This window comes from Dyadobacter subterraneus (assembly GCF_015221875.1).
In the GTDB taxonomy this organism is placed as follows: Bacteria; Bacteroidota; Bacteroidia; order Cytophagales; family Spirosomataceae; genus Dyadobacter; species Dyadobacter subterraneus.
Map to the genome: position 1 here is coordinate 445,103 of NZ_JACYGY010000002.1, position 18,913 is coordinate 464,015.

At 41.7% G+C, this 18,913-nt stretch carries 16 protein-coding genes; 6 read left to right on the top strand and 10 right to left on the bottom strand.

Annotated elements, in window-relative coordinates; all coding sequences use genetic code 11:
• Positions 1-80 precede the first annotated feature (80 nt).
• From tsf to rplM, 4 genes are all read right to left on the bottom strand, one after another.
• Positions 81-917 carry a translation elongation factor Ts gene (gene tsf, locus IEE83_RS27245; RefSeq protein ID WP_194123923.1) on the bottom strand — a complete coding sequence of 279 codons (837 nt, stop codon included), beginning with the start codon at positions 915-917 and terminating at the stop codon, positions 81-83.
• A 201-nt stretch (positions 918-1,118) separates the two neighbouring features.
• Positions 1,119-1,934 carry a 30S ribosomal protein S2 gene (rpsB, locus tag IEE83_RS27250; RefSeq protein ID WP_194123924.1) on the bottom strand — a complete coding sequence of 272 codons (816 nt, stop codon included), beginning with the start codon at positions 1,932-1,934 and terminating at the stop codon, positions 1,119-1,121.
• 195 nt (positions 1,935-2,129) lie between these two features.
• Positions 2,130-2,516 (bottom strand): 30S ribosomal protein S9, encoded by a 387-nt coding sequence (gene rpsI, locus IEE83_RS27255; protein ID WP_194123925.1) that lies wholly within the window; start codon positions 2,514-2,516, stop codon positions 2,130-2,132.
• A 38-nt stretch (positions 2,517-2,554) separates the two neighbouring features.
• Positions 2,555-2,998: a 50S ribosomal protein L13 gene (rplM, locus tag IEE83_RS27260; RefSeq protein ID WP_090340119.1), complete on the bottom strand. Its 444-nt coding sequence runs from the start codon at positions 2,996-2,998 to the stop codon at positions 2,555-2,557.
• A 310-nt stretch (positions 2,999-3,308) separates the two neighbouring features.
• Here rplM and IEE83_RS27265 point away from each other — a divergent pair, with 310 nt between their 5' ends.
• The 4 genes from IEE83_RS27265 to IEE83_RS27280 all read left to right on the top strand — a co-directional run bounded on the left by IEE83_RS27265 (position 3,309) and on the right by IEE83_RS27280 (position 6,645).
• Complete coding sequence (locus IEE83_RS27265; protein WP_194123926.1) at positions 3,309-4,052, top strand: 3-keto-disaccharide hydrolase; 744 nt, start codon at positions 3,309-3,311, stop codon at positions 4,050-4,052.
• 59 nt (positions 4,053-4,111) lie between these two features.
• On the top strand, positions 4,112-4,918 hold the full coding sequence (locus IEE83_RS27270) for a Rossmann-like and DUF2520 domain-containing protein (protein WP_194123927.1): 807 nt from the start codon (positions 4,112-4,114) through the stop codon (positions 4,916-4,918).
• 62 nt (positions 4,919-4,980) lie between these two features.
• On the top strand, positions 4,981-5,508 hold the full coding sequence (locus tag IEE83_RS27275) for a KdsC family phosphatase (protein WP_194123928.1): 528 nt from the start codon (positions 4,981-4,983) through the stop codon (positions 5,506-5,508).
• A 12-nt stretch (positions 5,509-5,520) separates the two neighbouring features.
• Positions 5,521-6,645, top strand: a complete 1,125-nt coding sequence (locus tag IEE83_RS27280; RefSeq protein WP_194123929.1) for an acyltransferase family protein — start codon at positions 5,521-5,523, stop codon at positions 6,643-6,645.
• Between the two features lie 49 nt (positions 6,646-6,694).
• Here IEE83_RS27280 and IEE83_RS27285 read toward each other — a convergent pair whose 3' ends face one another.
• Positions 6,695-7,483, bottom strand: coding sequence for a polysaccharide deacetylase family protein (locus IEE83_RS27285; protein ID WP_194123930.1), 789 nt, complete (start codon positions 7,481-7,483; stop codon positions 6,695-6,697).
• A gap of 107 nt (positions 7,484-7,590) precedes the next feature.
• On the opposite strand from IEE83_RS27285, the gene IEE83_RS27290 reads away from it, so the two are divergent.
• Positions 7,591-8,811, top strand: coding sequence for a metallophosphoesterase family protein (locus tag IEE83_RS27290; protein ID WP_194123931.1), 1,221 nt, complete (start codon positions 7,591-7,593; stop codon positions 8,809-8,811).
• A gap of 97 nt (positions 8,812-8,908) precedes the next feature.
• Here IEE83_RS27290 and IEE83_RS27295 read toward each other — a convergent pair whose 3' ends face one another.
• From IEE83_RS27295 to IEE83_RS27315, 5 genes are all read right to left on the bottom strand, one after another.
• Positions 8,909-9,295, bottom strand: a complete 387-nt coding sequence (locus IEE83_RS27295; RefSeq protein ID WP_090340138.1) for a TraR/DksA family transcriptional regulator — start codon at positions 9,293-9,295, stop codon at positions 8,909-8,911.
• 209 nt (positions 9,296-9,504) lie between these two features.
• Positions 9,505-10,485, bottom strand: a complete 981-nt coding sequence (locus tag IEE83_RS27300; protein ID WP_194123932.1) for a pyruvate dehydrogenase complex E1 component subunit beta — start codon at positions 10,483-10,485, stop codon at positions 9,505-9,507.
• Between the two features lie 223 nt (positions 10,486-10,708).
• Positions 10,709-11,584, bottom strand: a complete 876-nt coding sequence (locus IEE83_RS27305; RefSeq protein WP_194123933.1) for a transglutaminase family protein — start codon at positions 11,582-11,584, stop codon at positions 10,709-10,711.
• Positions 11,574-14,129 (bottom strand): circularly permuted type 2 ATP-grasp protein, encoded by a 2,556-nt coding sequence (locus IEE83_RS27310; protein WP_194123934.1) that lies wholly within the window; start codon positions 14,127-14,129, stop codon positions 11,574-11,576. Before IEE83_RS27310 ends, IEE83_RS27305 begins: the two co-directional genes overlap by 11 nt.
• 30 nt (positions 14,130-14,159) lie before the next feature.
• Complete coding sequence (locus IEE83_RS27315; protein WP_194123935.1) at positions 14,160-17,591, bottom strand: transglutaminase family protein; 3,432 nt, start codon at positions 17,589-17,591, stop codon at positions 14,160-14,162.
• A gap of 396 nt (positions 17,592-17,987) precedes the next feature.
• Here IEE83_RS27315 and proC point away from each other — a divergent pair, with 396 nt between their 5' ends.
• Positions 17,988-18,791: a pyrroline-5-carboxylate reductase gene (proC, locus tag IEE83_RS27320; RefSeq protein WP_194123936.1), complete on the top strand. Its 804-nt coding sequence runs from the start codon at positions 17,988-17,990 to the stop codon at positions 18,789-18,791.
• Positions 18,792-18,913: the final 122 nt, after the last annotated feature.

The following is an 18,913-nucleotide window of genomic DNA, read 5'->3' on the forward strand; positions in this document are numbered from 1 at the left end:
GACGGCAAATAACAAAAACAACGCCTGGTATACAAGTATACGTCAGGCGTTGTTTTTATTTTTTTACTATTTTTTTTTAATTATGCTCCAATTGCTACTCTTTTGAATGACTTTACAGTCAAACCCTTAGCAGTTTTCTCAACCAATTGGCGGATAGTTAATGAAGAATCTTTAACAAATTCCTGGTTCAACAAAGTATTATCTTTGTAGAACTTCTGTAATTTACCCTGAGCGATTTTTTCAAGCATTGCTTCTGGCTTGCCTTCTGCACGAGCTTGTTCTTTACCAACTTCGATTTCGCGTTCAACTGTTGCTGAATCAACACCGTCTTTGTCAAGAGCAACTGGTTTCATTGCAGCAATTTGCATAGCAACGTCTTTTCCAAGTTCGCTAACGTCAGTTCCGTTAACTCCTTCGAACGCTACCAATACACCAAGTTTACCGTTTGAGTGAATGTAGGAAACAACCTGGTCAGCCGTTACGTTTTCGTAAGCAGCGATAACCAATTTCTCTCCCAGTTTACCAACAAGGTCAACGATGTTTTCGCTTACCGGACGGCCGTCAGCCAAAGTCGCAGCAAGTAAAGATTCTTTATCCTGGATATCGTCAGCAACAGCTTTATCCAAAATACTTTGAGCAAGGTTTTTGAAGTCTTCAACGTTTGAAACTGGTTCAGTTTCGCAAGCGAAAGCCACAAGTTTACCATTTGTTCCGTCAGCACTGATTGCTACCAATACTGTTCCTTCTGCTACTTCGTTATCAGCACGTTTTGCAGCTACTTTTTGTCCTTGTTTACGTAGAATATCAACGGCGTTGTCAAAATCACCATCAGCTTCCTGAAGTGCTTTTTTACAATCCATCATACCTGCGCCAGTCATCTGGCGAAGTTTATTTACATCTTGAGCGGTAATTGCCATGACTTATTTCTAAATGGTTAAAAACTTTTTACAAAACAGTTCAATTCCTGTGATTAACAGATTAAGCAAATGTTAACGATAGAGGAAAGACTATTTTTCAATTTGAATTTTAAAAAATGTAGCCCATAGCAAATGGCTATGGGCTACTTTATCTATCAGAAAGAAAAAGGTTAAAAATTAACCTGATTCATATCGCCCTGACTATTCTTCGTCACTTTCAATAGCTGGAACCTCAGCACGTGGTGCTGCAGCAGCTTCCTCACCGCCTTTGTCAACCTGACGTTTGGCTTCTTCTTCCTCAACAAGACGCTGATCGTCTTTATCCTGCTTGCGTTCCATCAGACCTTCTTCAATTGCCTTACCGATCGCCAAAGTAATCAATGAGATAGCTTTGTATGCATCATCATTACTTGGAATTGGGAAATCAACCAAATCAGGGTTTGAGTTTGTATCACAGATCGCAAAAATAGGGATGTTCAATCTTTTTGCTTCTGAAACCGCAATGTGTTCACGTTTCACATCAACGATGAAAAGTGCAGCCGGAAGGCGCGTTAAGTCAGCTACACCACCTAACACTCTTTCCAATTTGTCCTTTTCACGTGTAAGCATCAGGCGTTCTCTTTTCGCGATATTGCTAACCGTGGTTTCGTCTTTAAGCATCTTCTCAAGAGTCTGCATTTTTTTCAAAGACTTGCGAATTGTGCCAAAGTTTGTAAGCATACCACCCAACCAACGATCAGTTACGTAAGGCATTTTAAGGCGTTTTGCCTCTTCCGTTACAATTTCCTGCGCTTGTTTTTTAGTAGCCACAAACATGATCTTACGTCCTGAACGAACGATCTGTTTCAAAGCAGCTTCAGCTGATTCTACGCAGCTAAGTGTTTTGTTCAGGTCAATGATGTGAATACCGTTTTTTTCCATAAAGATATATGGAGCCATACGGGGATCCCACTTGCGGGTAAGGTGACCAAAATGCACACCTGCATCCAATAGGTCTTTATATTCTATTTGTGCCATTGCCAAATTTGAATTTATAAGATTAATGATTTTTTACGCAGCACAGCACATCGGGCACGATAAGTACTGTCTGGACATCTTTCTGTCAAGGGTTGTCATTTGTTGCCATGGATTGTCATTTATTGTTTTGCTTCTAAGCCGAAACGATACCTGACTATTTCCTGACCATAACTGACTATCCTGACAAAGAAAATATTAACGTTTCGAGAACTGGAATCTCTTACGAGCCTTAGCGCGACCGTATTTCTTACGTTCAACCATACGAGGGTCACGAGTAAGGAATCCTTCTTTCTTCAACGCTCCACGGAATTCTCCGTTATATTCAACCAATGCACGTGAAATAGCCATACGAACAGCCTCAGCTTGTCCGGATATTCCACCACCTCTTACGTTTACTTTAACATCGTAACCGTTGCTACCGCTAATAGTAACGAAAGGCATTTGCAAAACGATCTGGTGTACTTCAAAAGGAAAGTACTCTTTAAAATCGCGGCCGTTTACTTTGATTTCTCCTTTACCTGGCGTTAGGTAGATGCGCGCCACAGCTGTTTTTCTTCTACCAATTGTGTTGATAACTTCCATGTATTGCTTTTGCGTTATCAGTTTTAAACCTCAGAGGCTTAGAACTGTATTTCTTTAGGTTGTTGAGCACTATGCGGATGTTCCGCAGCGGCATAAACGAACAAATTAGTAAACAAACGACGTCCCAAACGACTTTTTGGAAGCATACCTCTCACGGCTTTCTCTATCACACGTTCCGGGTGTTTTTCAAGCAATTCGCGAGGAGTTTGAAAACGCTGACCTCCTGGGTATCCAGTGTGACGAACATAAATTTTGTCTGTCAACTTCTTACCTGTCAACTTTACTTTATCGGCGTTGATAATGATAACATTATCACCACAGTCTACATGAGGAGTATAACTTGCTTTGTGCTTGCCTCTGATAATTTTGGCAACTTCACTGGCCAAACGACCAAGAACTGCACCTTTGGCATCCACAACAACCCACTCCTTGTTCACTGTGTTTTTGTTCGCCGAGATGGTTTTGTAGCTTAACGTATCCACGATTAACAAAAATTTTAATTGATTTTCAATAAATTACACTGTTATAGAACAGTCCCATCGCAAAATGGGAGTGCAAATATAGAGTTTAACAAATTGAATTACAAGTATGTTTGTAATTTTTCCCGAATGACCTAGCTTTTACAATACTTTTGATATGGGTGACCGATGCAGAAAATTGCTTTTTAAAGACGAATTGCCAAGTTTTTTGGTGACTGTGAGCTATTAAGCAAGTATTACCCAAACTGAAAATACTTTGATTAAATAATTTTCAGGATTAAATCAGATCCTGAAATATCTTAAACTTTTACTCATGAATATTGAAAATAACACTACAAAACACATCTTCCACACGTCCCGGCTTTGCCATATTATCATTTTCTCATTAATTTTTACCCAATATGTATACGCGCAGGATTCTGATAAGCTGGGATTTCGACCTTTATTTAATGGGAAAAATCTGGACGGATGGATTGATGTCAATACTTCTAAAGAAACCTGGAAAGTAAAAAACGGAACTTTGATTTGTTCAGGATTACCGATCGGCGTAATGCGGTCGGACAGGCAATATGAAAATTTTATTTTGGAGGTGGAATGGAAACATATGACCGCTGGCGGGAATTCCGGGATTTTTGTCTGGAGCGAAGGAACACAGTTTAAAGACGATCCGCTGACAAAAGCCATCGAAGTACAAATGCTGGAACTGGATTATGCAAGACAGCATAATGCAACGGATGATTATGTCCACGGCGAATTATTCCCAACCATGGGCATGACAGCCATTCCCGATAATCCGCGTGGAATCCGCAGTAAATCCATTGAAAAACGCTGCAAAGGAAAAGGAGAGTGGAATAAATATGTGGTGGTTTGCGTGGATGGAACCGTAAAATTGTCCGTCAACGGAAAATTTGTAAACGGGCTCCGCGCATCAGAACGGAAGAAAGGGTATATCTGCCTGGAAGCGGAAGGTGCTGAAATTCATTTCCGTAATATGCGCATTATGGAACTTCCGTCCGGTATAACTTCCGCAGAACAAACTGCGCCGATCGTAAACTGATTTGTGAAGTTGGCTATGCCTTAATAACTTACGCAGGTTATCACAATGTTCACTACAAAATGAAAATCTCCTTTATCGGTGCCGGAAATGTTGCATGGCATCTGTCTCAGGCATTTGAAGATGCTGGCCATCTTATTTGTGAAGTTTATAGCCGCGATACACAAAAAGCCAGACAGCTTGTATCGTTACTATATGATTCCGAAATTCAGCCTGATCTCAATTTTTCAGAAAGCGATACGCAGATTATTTTTATTACGGTTTCCGACGATGCTTTGAAATCGGTCATTGAAAGAATTGTTCTACCCGAAGGCGTAATCGTCGTACATACTTCAGGTACCAGATCTTTGGCCGAACTTCAAAATCTGCTGGAAATTTATAGTGATGTTCCCGTGCAAACCGGCGTTTTTTATCCGTTACAGACTTTCACAAAAGAAGTTCCGATGGATTACAAAACGTTACCGATCTGTATTGAAGGAACTAGTGATATTGTGGAATCGAAACTGCTGACTTTGGGCGAAAGTGTTAGTAATTATGTCCGTCATGTTGATTCTGATGAACGATTTATTTTACATGTAGCGGCCGTTTTCGCAAGTAATTTCACCAATCATTTATTAAGTATTTCCCACGATCTGCTCGCCAGAGAACAAATGAGCTTTGATTTATTGAAGCCGCTTATCAATACAACCATTAACAAAGCACTGCAATCGGAAGATCCTGCATTGGGACAAACCGGTCCGGCGAAGCGGGGTGACTGGGCGACAACCGGGCGGCATCTCGAATATTTACAGGAAATTAATCCCGACTGGACCGATATTTATCGTTTAATGACCGAACGGATCCGAACCCGTCATATAGGAAATGAATAACCGGTACATCGCCGGGAAAAAAGTTAGACTATCTTTGCACACAGTTCCAATCTTGAAATTTTATGAGTTCAGCCTTAGAAGAGCGTTTCAAACAGATTACAACCTTTATTTTTGATGTGGACGGTGTTATGACCGACGGCAGTGTTATCGCGCTGGAAAGCGGAGAACAGCCCCGGATTTTCAATGTCCGTGACGGATATGGTATTAACCGTGCTGTCAGATTGGGATATAATGTCGCCATTCTTTCTGCACAAAATCAGGTTGGCGTTCGAAAAAGGCTGGAATATTTAGGTGTTAAAGACATTTTCATTGGAACAACACCCGACGGGAAATTACCAATCTTCAAGAAATATCTTCAGGAACGCGGACTAACTGAAAACGAAATCATTTTCATGGGTGATGATCTGCCGGATTATGAAGTAATGAAAACTTCTGTGTTAGGTGCTTGCCCCGCTGATTCTGATCAGGAAATTCTTGCCATTGCAGATTATATTTCTCCTGCAAAAGGTGGCCAGGGAGCGGTCCGCGACGTAATAGAGCAAGTGATGCGTGCGCAGGGAAAATGGATGTCGTGGTTTGAATCGAAGTAAGAATAGAAATACGTGGCACACTCGGAAAACAAACGTTACTTTCCCAATTTAAATGGTATCCGCTGCATCGCAGCACTTTTAGTGGTTTTTCACCATTTGGAGCAGGCCAAACATGCTTTTGGTATTGACAATTTATATGATGTGACGATCATAAAACATGCAGGACGATTAGGTGTAGGTCTGTTTTTCGTATTGAGCGGATTTTTGATTACCTATTTACTGCTGGAAGAAAAAGGCCGCTTTGGTGATGTGGATGCTAAAAAATTCTATTTACGCCGTGTTTTCAGGATCTGGCCGATTTATTTTCTGATCATCGGACTTTCCTTTTTTGTTTTTCCACATATTGACCTGCTGTATTTTCCGGGCGCCAATGAAAAACTGGCAAATCATGTCGCACCACGACTAGCGTTGCTGTTTTTGGTTCTACCAAACTATGCTTTTGTCTTGTATGATCTACCTTACTGGTGCGCACAAACCTGGTCCATAGGCGTAGAAGAGCAATTTTATTATTTATGGCCCTGGATTATCAAATATCCAAAAAAGAGTGGGCGAATCGTTTTTCTTTTCCTTTTTGTAACGATTGCTCTTCTCTTTGGCGGCGCTTATCTTTTGGATAAAACAGACGAAGAGAAAATGTCGGCTATCACAACTTTTCTTGGGCAGTTCAGAATTCAAACAATGGCTTTGGGAGGTCTATGCGCGTATCTTGTTTATTCCCAAAAAAGTAAAATTCTCGATTTTGTTTTTAGAAAGGATGTACAAATCGTGGTATACACTTTGTTAGCTGTTCTGTTTTTTTCCGGCGTTCACTTCACAGGATTTCTCGAACTGTATGCGCTCTTTTTTAGCTTTTTTGTGCTGAATGTTTCCTGCAATAAAAATACAATTATCAGTCTGGAAAATAAGGTCATGAGCTATCTGGGTAAGATTTCTTATGGACTTTATATTTATCACGTTTTTGTCATTGTTTTTATAATCAATGCATTAAGGACATTTGCTCCTCAAATTACAGGAACTACATATCACGTCATACTTTATATTTTAAGCTTTGTATTATCCGTAGCAGTTACGGCACTTTCTTATAATTATTTCGAAAAACCTTTATTGGCTTTTAAGGATCGGCATTTTGGACGTTAGTTTTTTTAAACGCAGAGTTATTTGAGTTTTTCACGGAGTTTTGGGAGTTTTATTTTTTGTCAGGGAGTTCTGACATGGTGTAGAATTTCAGGTTTTGGGCTTTTGCTTCTTTTAGGATTGTTTCTAAAAATGCCACGCTAAATCCGTACTGGCCGTTTTTTGGTTTTTCATATAGTGGTTGATGCCCAAAAAGCATAATGGCCGTGTTTGTGTCTTTTGCTTTTTTCAGTGCTTGTTTTATTTCTTTTTCGCTGATATTTGTTCCTTCATCGATCATCAGCGCATCCACAATTTGTTCTTTGTTGAAAGGATAATAAATCCAGCTCATAATTCTCGGTTCAAAATGATATACAGGCACCCCAAATAATTTCCGTTCTGCCTGAGCCACATCTCGTAAAATTTTAAATCCGTTTGCCAATAAAATTGAATCTGCCTGATCCGTATGGTTACCGCCTGGATGTGCATAGGAAGTAGGTTTTATACCAATTTGTGCCAGGTGTTTTAGGCCTGGTTCAAGTTCGGTTTCAATATATTTTTGCGGTCCCTCTGATTGTAACATTGCTGTCGCATTCCCATGTATCGTTCCATGAAAACCGATTTCATGCCCGTCTTTTTGAAGCTGTTTTATTTTGACAATTTCGTCGGTAGTCAGTGAATCCGGGCAGGTAAGGAAAAACGTAACGTGAGCATTATATTTCTGAAAAAGTGATCTTAATGCGTACCAATCGTTTATAAAATGATCGTCGAAAGAAATGGCGATACCGGCATTTTCTGAGTTGGCTGGTTTTTTCTGGCAGGAGATTACCGTCGATAAGATGAAGGTAATGAATGCCCACATCCTGATGTTTTTATTTATTTTTTGGAAACGATTGATCAATGCAGTTGAATTAAATATTTCAAATGTATTCAAACGAAGTATTAATTTCGCTAAAATAATTACCCAAAATGAAAATTCTCCACACCGCTGACTGGCATATTGGAAAAAAGCTTGACAACTTTTCCAGATTGGAAGAGCAAAGGCTTGTATTGGATGAAATTTGCGAGATCGCCGATCGGGAAGAGGTTGATGCGGTTGTAGTAGCGGGTGATCTGTTCGATAATTTCAATCCTTCGTCCGAATCAACTGAATTATTATACAGCACCTTGTACCGACTATCAGCGCATGGAAGTCGTGCCGTAATAGCTATTGCCGGAAATCATGATTCACCAGAACGCATTGAAGTTCCTGACGCTTTGGCGAAAGTTTGCGGGATCATTTTTGTCGGTTTCCCAAATGCAGAAATTAAACTGTTTCGCACACAAGCCGGACTTGAAGTGACGAAATCAGACAAGGGTTTTATTGAAATTAAACTACCAAATTCAGATGTTCCGCTTCGTGTTCTGCATACTCCTTATGCAAATGAACAGCGTTTGAAAACATTCCTGGGACTGGAAGATTCCGAGGAAAACCTGCGGACGCATCTGCAAAAACACTGGCAGGAACTGGCTGAAAAATATCTCGATGACAATGGTTTCAATCTTTTAGTCACGCATTTATATGTGATGAAAAAAGGTGATCCGGCACCGGAAGAAGAACCGGATGAAGAACGCCCGATTTTACATATCGGTGGCGCGCAGGCGATTTATACAGAAAATTTTCCTGAACAAATTCATTATATCGCACTCGGACATTTGCACCGTTATCATCGCGTCGACAAAATTCCGGCTCCTTCCGTTTATTCAAGCAGTCCGCTGGCATATAGTTTTTCAGAAGCAAATCAGACGAAGTATGTCATTCTCCTTGACGCAGAAGCAGGAAAATTAAATAATTACCGCGCTATCGAACTGACAAAAGGAAAGAAACTTCGTCGCGGAAAGTTTGATTCTATTGATGAGGCAATAAACTGGCTGCACGAGCATTCCGAAGACTTAATTGAACTTACGATCGTTTCGGATAACTACCTGGAGGCTGCGGATAAAAAACGGCTTACCGAGGCACATTCCGGTTTGGTGCAGATTATTCCCCAGATCAAAAAAATAGCAGAAGAGGGAAGTGCTTCAACCATCGATCTTACTTTGAGTATGGAAAACCTTTTTCAGGAATATTTTAAAAGTAAAAATAAAGGGCAGGAACCATCAGAAGGGCTGCTTGATGTTTTTCGGGAGGTTTTGGGAACGGAGGAGTAATCTGGAAACTTATAAAGACAAAAAGGCAAGCTTACTTTCTGGGTAAGCCTGCCTTTATTTTTTGTATAGTAACGGAGTAAAGTTTTTTCAGATGAAATTAGTTTACCCGTTTCAATTTCGCTTCAATTGTTTGCTGTGTGTGAGGTACAATGCGTAACCTCTCTTTTGGAATCAGTTTACCTGAATCAATACAAATACCATAAGTACCGTTTTTAATACGAACAAGGGCATTTTCCAACTGGATTGAATATTTCTGTAATCTGGCAGCCAACTGGCTTAGATTCTCACGTTCACTTGCATCTGCACCATCTTCAATCGACTTGGCTGTACTGGCTGTGTTATCTGTACCGCTATCGTTTTTTTTGCTCAGACCTCCTTTAATATAGTTGAGTTCTTCAAGAGTACCTTCCAATTTGCCGCGAATCAATACCTCAAATTCCTTTAATTCTTCCTCAGAATATCTCGTCCTTTCTTCTTGCATAATCTTAATTGATTTGAATCCGTTTTAAGGTCTTTTATAAAACAAAAATAATAGTAATCAACTTCCTTTTTAACAATAAATTCCGGGAAAAGCTCCCCGCTACACTGATATTACTCAAAGAGTTTACGTACTGGCAAGATAAAACACTGGCACTTTTAAATAACAAAGCCACAACCTGCGGCGGGAAATGGCTCTGTTATTTTAATATTATTTTATTTGTACAAAACGCTTTTAACGGCTTCAACAACACGTTTTACGCTTGGCAAAATCTCTTCAATAAGCGTTGGAGCGTATGGAAGCGGCACATCACGGTTTGTAACACGGATGACCGGAGCATCCATATAATCAAACGCATGACGTTGAATATGGTATGCAATTTCAGTTGAAATAGATGCCAGCGGCCAAGCTTCTTCAACTACCACACAACGGTTTGTTTTCTTCACAGATTCAATAACCGTAGCGTAATCGATTGGCTTAACAGTTCTTAAATCGATCAATTCCACGTCAATTCCTTCTTTTTCCAATTGCAAAATCGCCGGGTTAACCACGCGTGGGATCATTTTACCAAAAGAAACAATGGTAACATCTTTTCCCTGACGTTTTACATCCGCTTTTCCAAGTGGAATAAGATATTCTTCCTCAGGAACCATCATCTTATCGCCGTACATAACTTCCGACTCCATGAAGATCACCGGGTTGTTATCACGAATAGCTGATTTCAAAAGTCCTTTGGCATCATATGGATTTGAAGGAACAACCACTTTCAAACCTGGCGTGTTAGCGAACCAGTTTTCAAAGTTTTGTGAGTGCTGGGCACCCAGCTGACCTGCATTTCCAGTTGGTCCGCGGAATACGATAGGAGCACCGTACTGTCCGGCAGACATAGAAAGAATTTTCGCCGCGCTGTTGATGATCTGATCGATCGCAACCAACGAAAAGTTGAATGTCATAAATTCAATGATAGGACGAAGACCGTTTCCGGCTGCTCCAACCCCAATTCCTGCAAAACCCAATTCGGCGATCGGTGTATCAATCACACGTTCCGGTCCAAATTCATCAAGCATTCCCTGACTGGCTTTATAGGCGCCATTATATTCTGCAACTTCCTCGCCCATCAGGAATACACTTTGATCCCGGCGCATCTCTTCCGACATGGCGTCGCGAATGGCATCTCTAAATGCTATTTCTTTCATCCGTAATTTTATGATTATTTAATGTTCCGTGGTTCCCCACTGGGATGTAGCCAGGCAAATTTGTCCAAAGAGGGTAAAATTCTGTAACGCCTGGTTTCATCAAAATAAGGTTATCAATACTGGTTTCGAAAATGATGTGGTAAAATTAGAGAAACAAGGTCAATTCTCAAATTGTTTAAACAACCATTATCAGAAAAGTAAAGATATATTACAATTTTAAGTCTCAATCCATCGGAATTACATCAACCTCAACGGATAATGTATGTTTGCCCGAACTGAAAATAATTCCTTTCAACGGAGGCACGTCGCTGTAATCTCTTCCCCAGGCTGTAATAATATGACGCTCACCAGGAACAACGTTATTTGTCGGATCGAAATCACACCAGCCATAATCAGGAATAAAAACCGAGATCCATGCATGTGAAGCGTCCGATCCCTGCAATTTTTGTTTGCCCGGAGGCGGCAGCGTTTCCAGATATCCGCTTACATACCGCGCTGCAAAACCAAAGCTGCGGATACAGGCAATCGCCAGATGTGAAAAATCCTGACAAACCCCTTTTTTCGCTGCCAGCACTTCTCTGATCGGTGTATGTATGGTTGTAAAATCAGGGACGAAATCAAATTCTGTAAATATTTTCCGGCTCAGCGCATGAATACATTCGTACAACGGACGGTCATCCTGAAAACAGTCTTCGGCAAAATGAACAATGGCAGGATCCCATTTAATCAACGGACTCGGCAGCAAATATTCCAGCAAAGAAATTTTCAGCGAACGATCATTCATAAAACGCGACCGCGCTTCTGCGCAGGTAACATCAGAGCGGATCGGCGCACCGGTTGTTTCCGTCAGGCACTCGACAATACTGGTCGTTTTTACCGTCAGTTTCTTATGCGGTGAATGCAGCGAAAAGTAGTGCGTTGTATTTCCATAGTAATCCACCCGCTCCACAATTTCAGCGGGTGTAGGCGTTACTTCCATTGTAAAATCTTGACAAAGTTGTTTCGGCAAAGTCCTCGGCGTCAGACAAACCAGACTATGATAAGTGCTCACAGGCTCAACGTAACGATATTCCGTTAAATGGGTCAGCTTATATTTCATCGTTCTCTATCGGTTTAAAAAACGAATGTTGCATAATGGTATGGCTGAAATACATATTCGTCAGCGCCATGGATACGGACGAAATTAATCCGGATACCTCTGACATCAGCTTGAATAATTCTTCTCTTTCCAACGTCACCGGATCGTATTGACTTAATTCCTGAACGCTCGCCAGTTTAATTAAGGTTGACGCTTTTAAAACAGCTTTTTGCGCCTCGTTCATTCTTTCACCTACCGTTCCGGGCAGACATTCCAGATTTACTTTAAGTGAATCAAGTAAATAAACAATCGAATATGGCAGCGTTTTTTCAAGCAAAACCATATCGAGCATCGCTTCAACACTTAACTGTGATTTATAAATCTGCCGATAGTTGACCAACAAATGATGATTAAGCAAAGTCGCTTCTATCAATTCATTTTCAACATTTGCTTCATTTTTTACACCAAAATTCGACTGGATAATGCTCAGCTTGGAAAGAATCCGTTCGATTATTTTTCCTGTGTCAAGCAGCAGATAACTATTATCCCTTGGCATCGTTTCAGACATCACGCCCAGAAAAGTCAGCATGCTGTTATAAAGCTTATCCAGCGTTTTCTGGATATTACTGCTGTTCATTGTCGACGCATTCCTAATCTCCTGAAAACTATTTTCAATCAGATCAACAATCCGCCAGATTTCAATATCCCACTGATTTCTCACAGCGCCAACAGCATGTAAAAAAGATGAAACGTTGGATGCAATAGTACCCGGTCGATAAACATCCGAAGCCAATTTGATAATTTCAATGTACGGTTTGTACAGCAATTCCTGATTATCTTCTCCAAGAAATCCCGGATAGGTTGAAGAAAGATGTGTAAGTGACTGAAGCAATATTTTGATATGTTCTTGCTTGGATGATCCGCCGAAATTCCGGTCAATGTTAAGTACATTAATTACAATGTTCATAAACTTTGTAACCGCCATCGTGCGCTCGCAATAACGCCCAACCCAGAAAAGATTTTCGGCGCTCCGGCTTGGTACCGAAACTTGTTTTTTATACGATGGTGTGACCGGAAGAATGATTTTTTCCTGAGGCTGATCTGTTTTATCAGAAACGATCCAGGTATCTTTTGATAATCCGCCATGCTGATTAGATATTACAAACCGGTCTTTAACAGGAGAACTTCGTGTAAGCCCACCCTGCATCACATGGTAACCTTTTTCATCGGAAACCAGAAAAGCCCGGATAGCAGCATATCTCGGTTCAATCATACCGTCAACCAGGGAGGGCGTAGTACTCAGACTAACTTCTTCCTGCGCGATATATTCATGAGGACGCTGTATGAGCGCCTTTTTTAAATCTTCCTTATCTTTTGGCGTAAGCAAACGACCATAAACAGACCGGAACTTCGATTTCCGGTTCGCTTTTTTAATGATCAGTTTGTCGATATTATTTAAAACAAAATTCAGCTCTTTGGGTTGTCCGCACCACCAGGTAGCTACCGACGGCATAATCAGGTCTTCGCCTAAAAAGTACCGGCAGATATTATGCATAAAAGCCAGGAACGCATGGTTTTCCAAAACGCTTGTTCCAGGCGGATTCAGCACTTTTACATTTCCTTTGCGAATGGCATGAAGCAAACCCGGAACTCCCAGACGCGAATCTTCACGAAGTTCCAGCGGATCACACCAGTCGTCATCGATACGACGGATAATAACATCCACACGCTGCAAACCTTCAATGGATTTCAGCCAGACATAACCATCACGAACCAGCAAATCATCGCCCTGAGCTAGTGTATATCCCAAATAAGACGCCAGATAAGCATGCTCAAAATAGGATTCATTATTTGGGCCGGGCGTCAGATAAACGATATTGGGAGCTTCTTTTGTTTTCCCTGATAACCTTAAAACGGTACTCTGGATATTGTTAAAAAATGGCGATAATTTGCTTACGTACATACCATCGGCAAGCTCCGGGAGCAGCTTACTCATAACCACACGGTTTTCCAGAGTATAACCAGAGCCGGAAGGAGCCTGGGTACGGTTGTCCACAATCCACATTTGTCCGTCCGGGCCACGCGCCATATCAGCTGCGTACAAAACCAGTTGGTTGGGAGCAGGAAGTATCAAATCGGCACAGGGACGTGAAAACCCTACATTGTCGAAAACAAGTTCCGCCGGAATAATCGCGTCCCTGACCAGATTTCTCGGACCATAAATATCCCGAAGTATCAGATCAAGCAAAAGGGCTCTTTGCTGCAACCCTTTTGCTATGGTATTCCACTCTTTTTGTTCGATCAAAAAAGGAATCGGATCCAGCTGCCACGGACGGTTCAGTCCATCAACGCCGTCATAGACATTGTAGGTAACCCCGTTTTCACGAAGCTTATCAATAATTTCCTGATTCCTGGTTTTTAACTCATCAATACCAAGCTTTTCCAGCGTGGCAAAAAGGGCTTGCCAGTGTGGTTTCACACGACCTTTTACATCCAGAATTTCATCGTACGAATTTAACCCGCTGCGATAGGTTTGTAAAAGATTCACGGAAGCTTCAGTAAGCATAATTCAACTAATTATTTATCAGAGGGGCGATTATTTCGCTTTCCAGTATTTTCTTAAATCCAGTGTATTTGGATATTCCGGATCAATTAATTCGATCGGTGTATCACTTCTTAAATCCTTTTTGGTTTCTGCCACAAAACGGGAAACCGCTGGTGATGATTTGTCAATAATTGGAACTTCCTGACCAAAAGAAGGCGTATGTCCAAAACCCTGGAATAAGCTGATCTTTCTAGATTCTGCTTCAAAACTGTTCACAGGGTGCGTATCAAAACTGCGACCGCCCGGATGCGAAACAAAATAAGTACAGCCACCTAAAATACGATTGTTCCAGGTATCCACAATATCAAAAACAAGCGGCGCATCTGCTCCGATCGTTGGATGTAATGCAGACGGCGGATTCCACGCTTTGTAACGTATCCCAGCCACAAATTCTCCTTTAATCCCCGAACTTCTCAACGGCACGCGGCAACTGTTACAAACCAGAATATGGCGACCTTCAATAAATCCGCTCACTTTCACCTGAATTCTTTCCAGGGAAGAATCCACAAAACGGGAAGTCCCGGAATTGGTTAATTCTTCACCCAAAACATGCCATGGTTCGATACCAAGACGGATTTCAAGCTGAATATTATCAACCATGATTCCTCCATAAAAAGGAAACCGGAATTCGAAGAACGGGTCAAACCAGGAAATATCAAAATGGTAACCGGCATCTTTCAGGTCATTCACGACATCCACCATGTCCATGTAAGCGAAATGCGGTAACAGGAAACGGTCGTGCAATTCGGTACCCCAACGGATTAATTTATGTTTGTAGGGCTCTTTCCAGAATTTAGCAATCAGCGCACGAACAAGCAAGGTTTGCACCAGGTTCATATGTTTGTGCGGCGGCATATCAAAGGCACGGAATTCCAGAATCCCCAGACGCCCTGTTGAAGAATCCGGTGAATACAATTTATCCATGCAGAATTCCGATCGGTGGGTATTACCGGTGATATCTACCAGCAAATTCCTGAAAATCCGGTCAACCATCCAGAACGGAATTTCTTCGCCATCCGGAATCTGTTCAAACGCGATTTCTACCTCATATAATTTTTCATCACGACCTTCATCAATTCGCGGTGCCTGACTTGTCGGTCCAATAAACGGACCGGCAAATAAATAACTCAATGCCGGGTGGTGCTGCCAATAAGTAACTAAACTTCTCAGCAAATCAGGTCGGCGCAAAATAGGACTATCCGCAGGTTTTGCACCGCCAATCGTCACATGATTTCCTCCACCCGTTCCGGTATGGCGACCGTCAACCATGAATTTATCCGTACCCAAACGAGAGAAAAATGCTTCCTCGTACAAGGCACTAATATTATCCACAAGCTCCGTCCAGTTTTTCGCCGGATGAATATTTACTTCAATTACACCCGGATCCGGCGTAACGATTAATTTTTGAATACGGTGATCAGAAGGCGAAGGATATCCTTCAATCCGGATTGGCATTTGCAACTTTTCAGCAGTTGCCTCAATCGAAGCCATCAGATCCAGATAGTGTTCCAGATAATCCGTTGGAGGGAGATAAACGTAGATTATTCCGTCACGTTCCTCTACACAAAGTGCCGTTTTGATAATAGGAACTTCAAAAAGCAATGCCTGTTCCGGCGCTTTTTCTTTCTTTACCTTTTTATCTTTTTCCTCGTCCTCGTCTTCAATTACCTTATTATCCGGCGCAACATAAGCTGGTGCAACCGTTCCATATCTCGATTCTACAACCGATTTATATTCACCCAAAGGTGGTAAATCTTCAAACGGACTGCGCTCAATCGGCTGCTCTCTTTTGTCTTTTGCAACTTCAGGCAAAGAATCAAGCGGAAGCCTGAAACCCATGGCCGAATTTCCCGGAATCAGGAAGCAGTTTTTACGACGGAATTCCCATGCGCAGCTCGACCAGGCTTCTCCTTTAACATTATATTTCAAAGGCAGAACATATCCGGTTGGATTGTTCAGTCCTTTTTGCAGTAATTGGGCCAGTGTTCTTCTTTCAATTGAATCTTTGAGATTTACCTGCAACGGATCAATATTGACAGGTAATTTCCCTTCTTCCATCGCCCAATAAACCGGATCTTCATAAGCGGGCGTAATATTATTGGTATCGATTCCCAGATATTTTGTCAGCTCGGTTGTAAAAATTTCTGCATCGCGGAAAGTGTATTTCGTCTCACCTTCTTTCGCGACTAACGCATCGTTTTTCCACATCGGCAAACCGTCATTTCTCCAATAAAGCGCATATTGCCAACGCGGAAATAATTCGCCCGGATACCATTTTCCTTGTCCGAAGTGCAGCAAACCGCCATGTGCAAAACGGTTCTTCAATCGTAATGCAAGATCATAAGCTAGTTGTCTTTTCAACGGACCATCCGCTGCCGTATTCCATTCAGCACCTTCAAAATCATCGATAGAAATAAAGGTAGGTTCTCCACCCATGGTCATCCGAACATCGCCGTCCTGCAAATCTTTTTCCACATCGTGGCCGACCTGCATGATTTTATTCCACTGCTCTTCGGTATATGGTTTCGTTACCCGCGGATCTTCGTGGATACGGAAAACGCTGTTGTCAAAATCAAAAGTCACCTCGCAAATATCCGTAGCCCCTGAAACAGGCGCCGCGCTTGCATAATCAGGCGTACAGCAAAGTGGAATATGGCCTTCACCGGCCAAAAGTCCGGACGTAGCATCCAGTCCGATCCAGCCGGCACCGGGTACATATGCCTCAGCCCATGCATGCAAATCTGTGAAATCTTCTTCCGGACCAGACGGACCATCCAATGATTTGATATCAGAAGCAAGCTGAACCAGATAACCAGACACAAATCTTGCAGCAATGCCCAAATGTCTCAAAAACTGAACAAGCATCCATGCAGAATCCCGGCATGAACCACTTCTGGTGGTTAGTGTATCTTCGCAAGTCTGTACACCCGCTTCCATACGGATGTTATAACCAATGGAATTAAAGACCCGCTGATTTACATGGACAAGAAAGTCTACTATTTTAGTACCATTTGCAGGTTTGTTTTGCTCAATCCATTCCATCAGCCTCGGGCCGGATTCTCGTGGTTCAAGGTAAGGACCAAGTTCCTTCTTTAAACCTTGTTCATAAGCAAACGGAAAATTCTCGGCATACTCCTCCACAAAGAAATCAAACGGATTAATCACCTGTAATTTGGCAATTACCTCCACTTCAATACTAAGCTCTGTCGCCTTTTCCGGAAACACAACCCTTGCCTGGTAGTTACCGAAAGGATCCTGCTGCCAGTTTATAAAATGATTTTCGGGTGTAACCTTAAATGAATATCCTTCTATGGCCGTACGGGAATGCGGCGCAGGACGTAATCTGAAAATATGCGGTGACAATGCAACACTCCTATCAAACTTGTACTTGGTCTTGTGTGAAATAGCAACTTTTATAGCCATAATTGGAGAATTACAATAAACTATGATAATTTGGCGGCAATGAATCTTACTCGCTCTAAAAAAATGTATAATACGTATTTTTCAAAATATATTTCTACAAGAATTTACTTTAACAGAATATCCTGAGAACATATATTAAAAAAGTATTCACCCTATCAAACTTAACCCGAAGGTAAGAAGATAAACTACGATATCGGCTGTCGGCAATCAGCAGTCGGCCAAAAAGTCGCTTTTCCTTTACTGACAGCTGAAAGCCGACCGCTGAAAGCCATATGATATTCAACTAAAAGTTGCGTAATTCGCCGTGGCTAATGCCCAAACCGGAAATAAATTTTCGGCGTGCATTTTCCAGATTCCCTTTTACCCTGAATTTAATATCAAATACATTTATTTAAAATGAAAATTGCAATCATTGGCTGCGGAAACATGGGACTTGCCTTCGCCCGCGCATTCCTGAAATTTGATCTGGTTAAAAAAGAAGATTTTTTACTGGTTGAAAAAAGTGACGACCGCATGGAAAAGCTCAGCAGCTTCCAGCCAGGCGTAATTACCGGTTCCATCGGGCCGCAGATCGGGACATACGATCTGATCATTTTATCCGTAAAACCACAGGATTTCCCGTCAGTTCAGGAAGCATTACGTACCGTGATCACACCAAAACAGGTTGTACTTTCCATTATGGCCGGTGTAACGATTGCCAATATTCAAACGGTACTGGATCATAAAGCTGTGATCCGTGCGATGCCAAATACGCCTGCTATGCTTGGAATGGGTATCACTGCATATACAGCGTCGCCGGAAGTAGATATTACCCAGCTTCGTAAAATCGAAAACCTGATCAATGCGACGGGTCGTTCTGTGTTTTTGGAAGAGGAAGAACAATTGAACGCCGTAACCGCATTAAGTGGCAGCGGACCAGCGTATTTTTTCTACGTGGTAAAAGCGATGATCGAAGCAGGAAAGAAAATGGGCTTTGAAGAATCCGTGGCCGCACTTTTGGTCAAACAAACAATGCTCGGTTCTTTCCATTTAATTAACACAGCCGACAAATCGTTAGACGAATTGATTAAAGCGGTTGCTTCAAAAGGTGGTACTACGGAGGCTGCTTTGAAACAATTTGAAGCTGGGAATTTGGACGGGGCTTTGATTGGGGGGATTTTGGCGGCGGAGAAGAGGTCGGAGGAATTGTCGAAGGGGTGAGGTGGAGGTAATTTAATTATAAAATTAATTTGTAGGCGCTATAAAATAGATTCAGTCTTTTGCCCTAGGTTTAGTTAAAAACAAAAAGTCGGAAATTATTACTTTAAGATTATAATCCACTT

What these genes read in the sequence shown, in the direction of transcription:
- tsf (WP_194123923.1), bottom strand. Translation starts at nt 917, where the DNA reads ATGGCAATTACCGCTCAAGATGTAAATAAACTTCGCCAGATGACTGGC.
- rpsB (WP_194123924.1), bottom strand. Translation starts at nt 1,934, where the DNA reads ATGGCACAAATAGAATATAAAGACCTATTGGATGCAGGTGTGCATTTT.
- rpsI (WP_194123925.1), bottom strand. Translation starts at nt 2,516, where the DNA reads ATGGAAGTTATCAACACAATTGGTAGAAGAAAAACAGCTGTGGCGCGC.
- IEE83_RS27265 (WP_194123926.1), top strand. Translation starts at nt 3,309, where the DNA reads ATGAATATTGAAAATAACACTACAAAACACATCTTCCACACGTCCCGG.
- IEE83_RS27270 (WP_194123927.1), top strand. Translation starts at nt 4,112, where the DNA reads ATGAAAATCTCCTTTATCGGTGCCGGAAATGTTGCATGGCATCTGTCT.
- IEE83_RS27275 (WP_194123928.1), top strand. Translation starts at nt 4,981, where the DNA reads ATGAGTTCAGCCTTAGAAGAGCGTTTCAAACAGATTACAACCTTTATT.
- IEE83_RS27285 (WP_194123930.1), bottom strand. Translation starts at nt 7,483, where the DNA reads ATGTGGGCATTCATTACCTTCATCTTATCGACGGTAATCTCCTGCCAG.
- IEE83_RS27290 (WP_194123931.1), top strand. Translation starts at nt 7,591, where the DNA reads ATGAAAATTCTCCACACCGCTGACTGGCATATTGGAAAAAAGCTTGAC.
- IEE83_RS27300 (WP_194123932.1), bottom strand. Translation starts at nt 10,485, where the DNA reads ATGAAAGAAATAGCATTTAGAGATGCCATTCGCGACGCCATGTCGGAA.
- IEE83_RS27305 (WP_194123933.1), bottom strand. Translation starts at nt 11,584, where the DNA reads ATGAAATATAAGCTGACCCATTTAACGGAATATCGTTACGTTGAGCCT.
- IEE83_RS27310 (WP_194123934.1), bottom strand. Translation starts at nt 14,129, where the DNA reads ATGCTTACTGAAGCTTCCGTGAATCTTTTACAAACCTATCGCAGCGGG.
- IEE83_RS27315 (WP_194123935.1), bottom strand. Translation starts at nt 17,591, where the DNA reads ATGGCTATAAAAGTTGCTATTTCACACAAGACCAAGTACAAGTTTGAT.
- proC (WP_194123936.1), top strand. Translation starts at nt 17,988, where the DNA reads ATGAAAATTGCAATCATTGGCTGCGGAAACATGGGACTTGCCTTCGCC.